Consider the following 12671-nt stretch of genomic DNA (forward strand, 5'->3'; position numbering starts at 1 on the left):
ATTGAATTAGGATAAAATTACCAAATCGATACTTCGGTTGGCTATGTTTTTTAATAATTTATTTAAGAGTTGATTTCCCAACAAGCTGTTAAGCCAATTCGATCGAGGTTTTCCAATGCATAAGGTGGTGATATTTTTATCCCTAACGGTCTCCAATATAGCTGCAGATATATCGTTGTTCTTTATTTTTATGACTTCGGCGCCTAATTGTGTGGCCAACTTAAAATTGTTAATGAGGTGTCTTTGTTTATCTAAACGAATTTTATTCGGCTGTTCGCTTTCTGTCTGCACATAAAGTACAATCCAGGGCGAACGGTAATAACTAGCCAATCTAGATGTTTTGCGGATAATCATTTGAGCAATTTTCTCATTGGATGAAATGCAGGCCAGAAATTGCTCATGCTTAAGGTTGCTTAATTTGCTGTCACTGATTTTTTGGTCGAGGTAATTGGCAACGGTACTTAAGGCCTGTTCTCGGAGTTGGATAATGGTTTCCTTTTTAAAAAAGTGCTGCAATGCCTGTGTAATCTTATCTTGCTCGTAGATTTTTCCCGCTTTAAGACGGTCAATCAGTTCATCTACACTAAGGTCGATATTTACCACTTCGTCTGCCAATTTAAATAACTGGTCTGGAATTTTTTCAGTAATCTGGATACCCGTTATTTGTTGCATTATCGCATTTAAGCCTTCTAAATGTTGGATATTCACGGCTGTAATTACCGAAATTCCTGCGTCTAAAATATCCACTACATCTTGCCAACGCTTTTCGTTTTTGCTACCTGCAATATTATGATGTGCCAATTCATCCACAATGACTACCTCTGGATGCCGTATTAAAACAGCTTGTACATCTAATTCTTCTAACTCTTTACCCTTGTGAAATGTTTTTGTGCGAGGTATAAGCGGCAAACCTTTGGTTAAAGCTACAGTTTCACTACGGTTGTGTGTTTCTACGTAGGCCAACTGTACATCGATATGATGTTGCAGCAAACTATGTGCTTCCTGCAACATCCGATAGGTTTTTCCTACGCCAGCACTCATGCCCAAGTAAATCTTTAAGCGACCACGTTTCGACTGTTGTAAAAGCCCGAGGAAATGAGTGCTGGATGAGGAATTGTTTTTCATATTAAAATGAGATTGCTAAACTGGTGGTAATACTTGCATTATAGTTTACTGGATTTTCTTTGCGAAGAAATTGTTGGTCTCCTTGGTAAACTTTGCCTTCTAATCTTAATAAAGTCTGTTTAAAAGGGCTGTAGTCTACATTTAAGGAGTAACCATTCACCTTAAATCCACTCGGGTTCTCGTTAGTGACAATCATTGCTTGCTTATCTTTATAAAATTCATATCGCCCTGCCAAAGCCCAGTTAGGAGAAAGGGTATATCTCGCAATAAGTACGGGAGATAGAACTTCTTTCTTTTCGCTATTTCCTCTAGCTATTTGTTGTGTACCATAATCGAAACCTGCAGTAAGTCCGAAGCTTTCGCTGAGTTGTAGGATACCGTAAAAGTTGTGGTAAAAGCGTTGGGTACGTAAAGCATCTTCGCCCTCAAAACCCAAATAATTACTGTAATTAAATGTGAATTTATCACTCGGCTTAAATACCAGCTGCAAACCACCAGCGGGTTTAGTATTTCCATCTAAACGTTTAATACGCTGCCATCCGTTGAGATAGAGTAGGGTAGCGGTAAGTTTCTGGTCCGGAGTACTGTAAGTAAGTTTGGCTCCTGTTTCATAGTAAGGCGTATTTTCAGAAGAGATGTTTCTTGTTAGCACCCAACAATCTTTGCTGATGGCACTTTCGAATCCAATATGGGAACCGAAGACACCTGCATCTAACCATATATTGGCATTTTTGGAAAGTTTTACCCCTGCATTGGCTTCAAAAGCATTTTTCATTACATCAGGCTCTGCCGCATAATTGGCACTCATGTAAGTACCTAATGCCATTGCTAAATTCACTCGTAATCGTTCGGTTTGGTAATTGGCTTTGATGAAGGCTAAGTTTACATTTACTTCATTGTTTCGGTTATGGCTGTAGATGAAACTAGGGCGTGTATTGTTAGCTGGTTTGTTTAAATCGTGACTGTAGTAAGTTTCTATGTAGCCCGAAATTTTTAAGGTGCTATCTTGAGCGAAGGTAGTTTGTAGAGAAAGGAAGCAGATTGCTGCTGAAATGTATTTTTTCATGATGTTTATTTTGAAATGGTGGTAATGTGATTTAATTGGATTTCTTTAAATCTATTGTCAATTATGTTGCACTTTACTTTTGCTCTATGCGTCATACCCGCGTAGACCTATCGTGTGGACACATCTCGTTCCTCCCCCTTGAATCCCCTCCAAAGGGGGACACGTGGCGCTTAAGCATTTTGCATATCCCCCTCTTCGAGGGGGCAGGGGGAGGAAATTGACATTTGCTAATATTTGTGTCCAAACCATAGCACGTAGGCGGGTATCGTAATGCAAGAAATAGGAACTACCGCTTTAAGATCCCCGTCTTCACGGGGATGACGACCGACCGAAAGCATGTGCAAATAGGAGCTCGACTTACAATGACGGCTTGACCCAAAGGTTTATTTACTAATCTGGTCTAGCGCAACATTCAGTGCCAATACATTCACTTTCTTTGGGCCAAATAAGCCTAGCAAAGGTTTCTCTGTATGAGTTTCTATCAGTTTTAAAACCTTAGATAAGGGTAAATGACGGTAAGTAGCAATGCGTTTGGCCTGTATTTCTGCACCTTTTACGGAAATATTTGGATCTAAGCCACTTCCCGAAGCAGTAACCATTTCTGCTGGTATTTCACTTTTTTGTAAGGTCGGGTGGTATTTCAACAAAGTGTCAATCCTGTTGCTTACTTCTTTGAGATAATCGGTATTTGTTGGTCCTTTGTTAGAACCAGCCGAACCTGCGGCATTGTAGCCAACAGCAGATGGTCGACCCCAGAAGTATTGTGGCGCTGTAAAAGATTGCCCAATCAGTTTGTAACCAACTGCTTTGCCATTGAGCATTACTTTCTCGCCACTACCTTCGCCTTTGCTTAATTTTGCCGCAAAGCTGATGAATAGCGGATAAAGTATACATAAGATGACGGTAAACACAGCCGTTAATTTGATAGATGGAAGAATATATTTTTTCATGATTAAATTTTTAATTCGATATGTTTAAATGTTCGGTGGGTGGGGACACCCACCGATAGTATAAAAGCTGTTTAAATTTTAATGTTTGTAGATGTTTTCCTCCCCCTGCCCCCTCGGAGAGGGGGATATACATAATGCTTAAGCGATAAGTGTCCCCCGCTCCGAGGGGGATTAAAGGGGGAGGAAAGAAATGTGGATGGTTTCAAGATAATTGGATTAAAAAAATAAACCAATGCACAAATCGATGAGTTTGATGCCGATAAAAGGAGCAATAACGCCACCTATGCCGTAAATCAATAGATTTCTGCGTAACAATGCACTAGCGCCAATAGGCTTATAGGCAACACCTTTTAGCGCCAATGGAATTAGCAGAGGGATGATGATGGCGTTGAAAACTACTGCTGAAAGTATAGCACTTTCTGGACTTTTTAAACCCATGATATTTAAACCTTGTAATGCTGGTATGGCGGCGATAAATAGTGCAGGAACAATGGCAAAATACTTCGCTACATCGTTGGCGATGGAAAAAGTAGTCAAGGTGCCTCTGGTAATGAGCAATTGCTTGCCTATCTCCACAATCTCAATCAATTTGGTGGGGTCATTATCCAAATCAACCATATTACCAGCTTCTTTTGCTGCTTGTGTGCCGCTGTTCATGGCTACGCCCACATCTGCCTGAGCTAGGGCAGGCGCATCATTAGTGCCGTCGCCCATCATCGCTACCAGTTTACCCGCCTGTTGCTCGGCTTTAATGTAGTTCATTTTATCTTCTGGTTTGGCCTCCGCAATAAAATCATCTACACCTGCTTTTTCGGCAATGTATTTAGCTGTTAAAGGATTGTCACCAGTTACCATCACCGTTTTTACACCCATTTTACGTAAGCGTTCAAAACGTTCACTAATGCCGGGTTTAATAATGTCCTGTAACTCAATTACGCCAATTGGCTGATGATTTTTATTGACTACTAAAGGTGTGCCGCCGTTTTCTGCAATCTTTTTAACTTGGACAATCAAGTTGGAAGAAAGTTCGTGACCATGCTGCTGGGCAAAAAACTTCATCGCATCGAAAGAACCTTTTCTAATACTCAAACCATCACCTGTATCAATTCCACTAGACCTTGTTTCGGCAGTAAACGCAATAAATACTGCATTTTCGGGTTGTGCTACTATTAAATTTGGATATTCCTGATGTGCTAATTCTAAGATGGATTTCCCTTCTGGGGTTTGATCGGCCAAGGATGCCAAATAAGACAATTTTACAAATTCCGATTTATCCACACCATCATTAGGATAGAAAGCAGTAGCCTTTCTGTTTCCTATGGTAATGGTTCCTGTTTTATCCAATAATAGCACATCGATATCGCCAGCGGTTTCTACAGCTTTTCCAGATTTAGTAATTACGTTGGCTCTTAGTGCTCTATCCATGCCGGCAATGCCGATGGCAGATAATAGACCGCCAATGGTGGTAGGAATTAAACAGACGAACAAAGCAATTAACGAAGCGATAGTAATTGGCGTTTGTGCGTAAGTAGCAAATGGTTTTAATGTTACGCAAACGATGATGAAAATTAAAGTAAAGCTAGCCAGCAAAATAGTTAAGGCTATTTCGTTAGGTGTTTTTTGCCTCGAAGCACCTTCTACCAAAGCAATCATTTTGTCCAAGAAACTTTCGCCAGGTTGGGCAGTTACTTTCACTTTAATTTCATCTGAAAGCACTTTTGTACCACCAGTTACCGAAGATTTATCGCCACCAGCTTCTCTAATTACTGGAGCAGATTCTCCCGTAATGGCACTTTCATCAATGGTAGCAATACCCTCAATAATTTCGCCATCGGTAGGAATTAAATCTCCGGCTTTGCAAACAAATACATCGTCTTTTTGCAAATCATTGCTAGAAATAGTTTTGGTAGTGCCATCAGCTAACAGTAGTAAGGCTGGTGTTTCTTCTCTGGTTTTTCTCAGGCTATCGGCTTGTGCTTTTCCTCTGGCTTCGGCAATGGCTTCGGCGAAGTTAGCAAACAATAAAGTAAGCAAGAGCACTAAGAATACACTGAAATTATAAGCAAAACTTCCTTCCGAAGAATTATTGATACTGTATACACTCACGCCTGCCATGATCAAAGTGCCTATTTCCACAGTAAACATTACTGGGTTTTTAAGCATAGTAAGCGGGTTGAGCTTAACGAAAGATTGTTTAATGGCGATGCTTACCATGGCCGAGTTCAACAATTTTGTGGATGATTTTTCCATGTTATTTAATCATTGTAAAGTATTCTGCAATTGGACCAAGTGCCAAGGCAGGGAAATAGGAAAGTGCATTGAGTACGAGGATAATGGCGAATGTCATTAAGGCAAAGGTTTTGGTGTCTATTTTAAGTGTGCCTGCACTTTCTGGAATATATTTTTTCTTCGCTAACAGACCCGCAATAGCCAAAGGACCAATAATGGGAATGAAACGTCCGAACAACAGAATGATAGCCGTTAGTATATTCCAGAACATATTGTTATCTCCCAAACCTTCGAAACCAGAGCCGTTGTTGGCATTCGAGGAAGTGACCTCGTATAGCATTTCTGAAAAGCCGTGGAAGTTAGGATTGTTGAGCCAAGCAGAAGGAGTGGTGTCCCATGCTGCATTGCCATGTTGGGTAAAAGTGTAGCTGGCTAGCGCCGTTCCGCACATAATCAAAAACGGACTAATAAGCGTAACCAATGCCGCAATTTTCACTTCCCTAGCTTCGAGCTTGTGCCCTAAAAACTCTGGAGTTCTGCCCACCATCAGCCCTGCTATAAAAACGGCGATAATGAGGTAAACGAAATAATTGAGCAGACCAACTCCACAACCACCGTAAAAGGCATTAATCATCATGGCTAGTAATTGATATAGCCCTGTGAGTGGCATGGTGCTATCGTGCATCCCATTAACTGAACCGGTACTGACCACCGTAGTAATGGTACTCCAATAAGCGGTGGCGGTAGGGCCGAAACGAACTTCTTTTCCTTCCATAGCTCCGGAGACTTGTGTGATGCCCAGCTGTGCAATCTTAGGGTTACCGCCCAATTCACTTTGTAAAGTTGGGACTAGGAGCAACAGAAATCCTATGGTCATTACTCCGAAAATAGTCCAAGCTAACTTTCTACGACCAATAAAAATCCCGAAGGCAATGACCATGGCAATGGGAATAATCATCTGCGAAATGGCTTCTACCATGTTGGTGAAGTAACTAGGGTTTTCTAACGGATGGGCTGAGTTCGCACCAAACCAACCTCCTCCGTTAGTTCCCAAGTGTTTAATAGCTACCATCGCAGCGGCCGGACCTCTACTCACCGAAATGCTATCGCCCTGCAAAGAGGTCAACTGGTCTTTGCCTTCGTAAGATGCGGGTACACCGTTAAAAGCTAGAACCAACGCTATTACAATTGATAGTGGCAATAGAACTCTAGTGATGGCCAATGTAAAATGTTGCCAAAAATTACCAAGTTTATTGGTTGTTTTTTCTTTGAAAGCTTTAAAGAAGGAGATCGCAATGGCGATACCAGTGGCTGCAGAAACAAACTGCAAGAACATGACAATAAACTGCTGTGTAAGATAGCTCACGCCACTTTCGCCACTGTAATGCTGTAAGTTACAATTGACCACAAAGCTGATGATGGTGTTTAAGGCTAAATGGGGAGACATACCTGCGTTGCCATCTGGATTGAGTGGCAAACGGTCTTGGTACATCAATACAAAGAAACCATAGATGAGCCAAAGTGTGTTGATGGTGAGCATGGCTTTAAGGTGTTGTTTCCAATCCATTTGTTCATTTGGATTGACACCAGCTATTTTGTAGATTAGATTTTCTAAAGGAGAAAAAATGTTTGTCCATACACGTTTGCCAGCAAAAACTTTTGCTAAATAATTTCCCAACGGGATAGCAATAACTAATGTGAGGGCAAACGTGGCAATAATGCCTAAAAGTTCGGTTTGCATGATTTAGAATTTTTCGGGATGAAGCAGTACGTATAACATGTATGCGAAAACTGCAATGGAAATAATGAATAGAATGAGCATGGGTTAAATTTTTTCGAACCAATCAATAGATTTAAATAGTAGCCAAATGCTGACCAGCAAGGCGAGGAAAAGGAATAGTGTTATCATCATTTTATCTTTTGATTGGCCTATTTGCTATTGCTGTGCCACCAAATGTTTTGATAGTTCAATGAATTGATAAAAAGCTATTTATCTTGTTTTATGGGCTTTTGCATATAAAAAAAGCCTCTCATTTTGAGAAGCTTCTTTATCATTTTGATAAGTTTTATAAACTGATTTGGTTGTTGTCGGCAAATGATGTATTTCTGCAAATACTGCCTTAGTCGGGTCGTCATGCTGAATTTATTTCAGCATCTGTTTTGGATAAAAAACCTTTGGATAACTAGAGGTGATGCTTATTAGTCTTTCGATTTTTGGCTAGATGTAAAACTCAGTTTAATATTTCAAAATGCCGTATTGCTCCATCTTTCTGTAAAGTGTAGCTAAGCCAATGCCCAATAATCTGGCGGTTTCCGTCTTGTTGCCAGAGGTATATTGCAATACTTTTTTGATGTGAATTTCTTCTACGCTAGCCATATTTAAGCTGTTGGTTATGGTTTCTGTAGATGAATTGAAATTGGTAGTTAATAGATCAGCGTGTAAGATTTCGGCTTCATTTAAGATTAGCGTTCGTTCTATCGTGTTTTTTAATTCTCTGATATTGCCTTTCCAGTTGTGTTTTAAAAGTGCATCTTTAAAATCTTCACTCATTTGAATAACTGAAGAACTAAATAACTTGATGAAATGTTCAGCCAAAAGAAGAATGTCTTTCTTTCTATCGTTCAGTTTAGGCAGTTGAAGCGTAAAAACTGAAAGACGGTAATACAAATCTTCCCTAAAATTCCCTTTTTCTACTTCTGCTAGTAGATTTTTATGCGTAGCTGCAATCACTCTAACGCTTACTTTTTTGGTCTGTAAGTCTCCCAGCTTAATGAAAGTGCCATCTTCCAATACCCTCAATATTTTTGCTTGCATGTGCAATGGCATATCGCCAATTTCGTCCAGAAATAAAGTTCCGCCATCGGCTTGTTCCAACAGACCTTTTTTATCTGCCAATGCTCCGGTAAAGGCTCCTTTTTTATAACCAAAGAGTTCGCTCTCTAATAAATCGGCACTAATGGCACTGCAATTGATGGCCATTAAAGTATTTTCGGTATGCTTGCTTGCTTGGTGAATGGCTTTTGCAAAGACTTCTTTTCCTGTACCAGTTTCTCCTAATAAAAGCACATTTGCTTCGCTAGGGGCTACTTTTCTAGCCATGTTAATTGCTTCTGCTAGGATAGGAGATTGTCCGATGATAGCTTCAAAACCTTTGCTATCTGTCTGCTTTTGAATTTGCTGCAATTTGTTTTTTGCGGCAGCTTCGAACGCATTGGCAACCAATGGGATAATTTTATCATTGTCATCGCCTTTGGTGATGTAATCGTACGCACCGTTTTTCATCGCTTTTACACTATCAGCAATAGTACCGTAAGCCGTAAGGTTAATAATTTGTACAAATGGTTTTTGTTGTTTAATCAGTGCTACTAAGTCGATACCACTATAATCGGGTAACTTCACATCGCATAAAACCACACTGATTTCGTGCTGTTGCAGTGACGCTAAACCTTCCTTTCCCGTATAAGCTTTATGAACAGTATATCCTTCCAGTTCAAGTATGCGGGCCAAAAGGTCACATAGCTTTTTTTCATCATCAATAACGAGAAGAGTTTTACTATTCATAAAGCGAAGATAATGGCTTTTAATTACACATCTGAATTATTATGCAATAACAAAATTTGATTAAAAATATAACTGCACAAAAAATCCTCGCCAATATTATTTGACAAGGATTAGATTTAATCAGTTTTTGTTAGTCTATTTTGATAAGCTTAGCATTTGCCAAACCATAATTTCCAAAACATTTTATGAGGTAAGTTCCTTGTGGAAGTCCATCTAAGCTGACTTTTTGTTGTGTTGAGATAGTTTGCACTTTTATCTTTTTTATAATTCTCCCGTTAACATCTGATAGTTCGATACGGTTGGTGCCATTAGGAAAGTTTACTATCGTATGGTTTTTCGCAGGATTAGGCGCAACGCTCAATAGTTGTTTTACATTCAATGAGAAATTAACAAACTTGGTATCTAAGTCGGTTGTCGTTCCATTTAGATCAGTTTGTGTAAGCTTATAGTAACTAGCGCCGGTCATCGGCGAACGGTCGTAAGCTATGTAGCTGTTATTTATGTCACTGTCTCCTTTTCCTGTAATTTTAATAATTGGATTGAAGTCTTTACCTTCTTTCGAACGTAGGATAGTGAAATAGCTATTGTTTTTTTCTGATGCCGTTTTCCAATCTAACTTTACTGCAGAGTTCTCAGCCTTTGCGCTAAATGAAATGAATTCAACAGGCAAAGTATTGTCTGGAGTACTAAGCGTAAAATGGTTCCCTGTACCTCCTTGATAACTCGCCGTGAGTACCGTACTATTTCCAGCCGCTGTTATCGATCCACCATGTGTTAATCCATTAAACAAACCGTTAATGGCTCCCGAAGTAGTTTTTTCTATCAGTGTGTAAGTATGTGTGCTATTAGTAGTATAATTGTGAGAAACAGACAGGGTAGGATTATCTAAGGTTACATTTCCAGATACAGAAGCATTGCCGTAGCCGCTACCAACAGTATTTCCATTAATTAATGTTTGGAATGTACTTCCTCCGTTGAGGTTTAGATGCCCATTAATAATAAGATTACCTGTTGGAGAAAGTGTTCCACCATTTGCAATGCTAACAGTATTGGATGAGTTGTTGGCGAAAATGCTGCCCGAACCTCTTAGTATAGCACCAGAACTAACAGTGACTGTGCTGGTTGAAGTTAAGTTACCATCGATTTCCAACGTACCAGCATCTACAACCGTAGGTCCGTTATATTCGTTTGTACCACTTAAGGATAGCGTCCCATTACCAGTTTTGATTAGTCCTGCGCCAGTATTTGTCAAACCAATTCCTTTAGTCAATCTCACAATTGCTCCAGTATTGATTGTTGCCGGATGACCTACTAATACAATATCGTTTTCGACTATTGTACTACCTGTAATTGAAAGTATGCCGCCACTATTGATAGCTACTGAGCCCGAAGGAAGGTTGTACTGTCCCGCAACTACCACCGTACCAGTGAATGATAAAGATCCAAAATTATTAATTCCACTCATGGTTAAAATGCCAGTTCCTATTTTATTCAAATTAGCGTTACCGTTAATACTGCCACTCAAGGTCAAATTTTCTCCAATATTAAAGATTGTAGGCGCACTAACATTAATTGCTTGGAATAGAGTTGCAGCTCCGGTAGTAATAAATGTAGAATTGGCAAAATTTAAGGCTCCACTTGGCAAGTTATTGGCACTTGCAATTGATAAAGCACCACCATTTACGTTAAGCGCACCTGAACTGTTATTATTGCCAGCAAAAGTTAAGGTTCCAGTACCTAGTTTGGTTAGTGTACTGGTGCCATTAATTTGTCCGCTTAGTGTAGCATTCGCATCCTCATCAACTATTACCCAACTATTGCTGGTAATTGCAATTGGATGAGTTAAAGTAGTCGTTTCTGTAACTTGTAGTCTACCACCACTAAGTGTGATATTTCCTTTAATCATATTTGCTGCAGAACTTATAGATACCGTGCCACCATTGATGTTCAGAACTCCAGAATAAGTATTATTTGCGGTAAGAATAGCTGTCCCATTACCTCGTTTGTGCAACGTGCCACTTCCACTAATTATCCCATTTAAAGTTGCAGTAGCATCGGTACTAATTACAGAAATTCCATTGACCTGAACAGCTCTATTTATAGACGCCTGAGTAGATGTTGAACCTGCAATACTTAATGTGGCCGTATTAAGTGTAACTGCGTTTGGCAGGTTATTATTGTTACTGATGTCTAATGTGCCATTGTTAATGGTTATGCTTCCTGTACCACCATTTGATCCACGAAGTGAAAGTATAGCCGTTGGAGAACTTACAAAAGAACCATTAGATACTAATGCACTATTGATGGTGAGTTTTGTACCTATTTGATCTAAAGTAACCGTTACACCAGCAACAATAGTCATGATAAAACTGCCACTAACGGTAATATTCGTTCCAGATTTTAAAGTCGTATTTTTTCCAATGGACAAGCTAGAACCAAGATTAATAGTGCTACCAGTAGCAGTTGCCAAGTGTATGATGTTAGTGCCTGCTTGTGCTGCCGAAATTGCAAAGGCTTCCGCAAGGCTTACCCCGTCAGCAGGGTTTATGTTGGCTGCATGAACTGTATTGGTAACGTAAATGTTGTTTGATGTTACTGTTACGCCTGCTGTAACTGTAGTACTTGGGTCGCTAAAACTAAAATCTATAATAGCATCGCCAGCAGGTGTATCATTGCGGTAATTAATGGCTCTAATCAGATCTATTACAACTTGTCTAGTCGGTAATATTTCCGAAGAAGCGAAATCGAAAGTTAATACTCCATCTACATTGCTATAAGTTCCAAAGCTTCGGTTATTATATTTTATGCGGCTAAGTTCAAACTTAAAAGGAGATGTAGGATCAACTCCGAAAATATCAGTCTTAACTGCTGTTCCACGTCTTTTGATTACTAATTTTGAGCCTGAGTAGTTACCATTTCCACCATTCTGTCCATCATAATCGGCATCAGCTATTGTTGCATCACTTCCCAAATCTAACTTTATCGTATTTCCCACGCCAGGCCAAGCCACTTTATCGCCATTTAATTTGCTAAAGGAGGGAGCTGCAAATCTAAAAGTATTGGTAGAGATAGGAGAGTTAACTGTTTTTTTTGCCTGAATAGATAGAGTAGTGGCATGCAAAAGCAGCAACGAAAGTAGTAAGCTTTTCATTTTGAAATAGTTGTTTTTTGTTTGTAAGAAAGTGAGATATACTGAACTGTTCAGGATTACCGGCCATTAGTTAATAAATCTTAATAGAATGTAACTTGGAATGCCATAGGAGAACGTTCCGAAGCCCAAAACTAATTAAATTAGCGAAAAACAAAAACTAAAATGGTAGAATTTTGAGGATTTTAAAGCAAAATTTGGCTAATAAACAACCAAACATTTTAGGAGTAACTATTTAGCGAGCCTAACCTATAAGAACTATCACTATATGAAATGGTTTTAATAGCTTAAATTAAATCTACTATTTCTATAGATTTAATTGGTTAATTAAAATTATTATAATACTTTTGGTTAATCATTATAAAATTCATAATCATGGGAAAACCTTTACGTTTCAGCTCTCCGCACTTAAAACCTTTTGGATACCTAGCAGAGATGAGATGTTGTTGTTGTCGTTTTTCTAAGTAGCCAATAAATAAAAAAGACAGGCAAAAACCTGTCTTTCCTTGGAGCTGGTATGCAAGACCAATCACTTACCAGCTAACCAATCAGTCCTAATCAATCATTATTTAATTAAAACCGTTTTTAAAA

The 12671-nt window shown here is 39.2% G+C and carries 8 protein-coding genes; all 8 read right to left on the reverse strand.

The annotated features are described in order from the left end of the window. Positions 1–6: 6 nt before the first annotated feature. On the reverse strand, positions 7–1125 hold the full coding sequence (locus tag CRO54_RS03715) for a histidine kinase (RefSeq protein ID WP_097128841.1): 1119 nt from the start codon (positions 1123–1125) through the stop codon (positions 7–9). 1 nt (position 1126) lies between these two features. Next, a complete protein-coding gene (locus CRO54_RS03720; protein WP_097128843.1) occupies positions 1127–2191 on the reverse strand; it encodes a porin in 1065 nt (354 codons plus the stop codon). A 383-nt stretch (positions 2192–2574) separates the two neighbouring features. Then, positions 2575–3141: a K(+)-transporting ATPase subunit C gene (locus CRO54_RS03725; RefSeq protein ID WP_097128845.1), complete on the reverse strand. Its 567-nt coding sequence runs from the start codon at positions 3139–3141 to the stop codon at positions 2575–2577. Positions 3142–3357: 216 nt separating this feature from the next. Next, positions 3358–5391, reverse strand: coding sequence for a potassium-transporting ATPase subunit KdpB (kdpB, locus tag CRO54_RS03730; protein WP_097128847.1), 2034 nt, complete (start codon positions 5389–5391; stop codon positions 3358–3360). 1 nt (position 5392) lies between these two features. Then, positions 5393–7111, reverse strand: coding sequence for a potassium-transporting ATPase subunit KdpA (gene kdpA, locus CRO54_RS03735; RefSeq protein ID WP_097128849.1), 1719 nt, complete (start codon positions 7109–7111; stop codon positions 5393–5395). A 3-nt stretch (positions 7112–7114) separates the two neighbouring features. Next, positions 7115–7192 (reverse strand): potassium-transporting ATPase subunit F, encoded by a 78-nt coding sequence (locus CRO54_RS21685; RefSeq protein ID WP_097129896.1) that lies wholly within the window; start codon positions 7190–7192, stop codon positions 7115–7117. A 414-nt stretch (positions 7193–7606) separates the two neighbouring features. Next, on the reverse strand, positions 7607–8932 hold the full coding sequence (locus CRO54_RS03745) for a sigma-54-dependent transcriptional regulator (protein WP_097128851.1): 1326 nt from the start codon (positions 8930–8932) through the stop codon (positions 7607–7609). Between the two features lie 130 nt (positions 8933–9062). Then, positions 9063–12083 (reverse strand): autotransporter-associated beta strand repeat-containing protein, encoded by a 3021-nt coding sequence (locus CRO54_RS03750; RefSeq protein ID WP_097128853.1) that lies wholly within the window; start codon positions 12081–12083, stop codon positions 9063–9065. Positions 12084–12671: the final 588 nt, after the last annotated feature.

It is taken from the genome of Pedobacter xixiisoli (assembly GCF_900215335.1).
Taxonomy (GTDB): Bacteria; Bacteroidota; Bacteroidia; order Sphingobacteriales; family Sphingobacteriaceae; genus Pedobacter; species Pedobacter xixiisoli.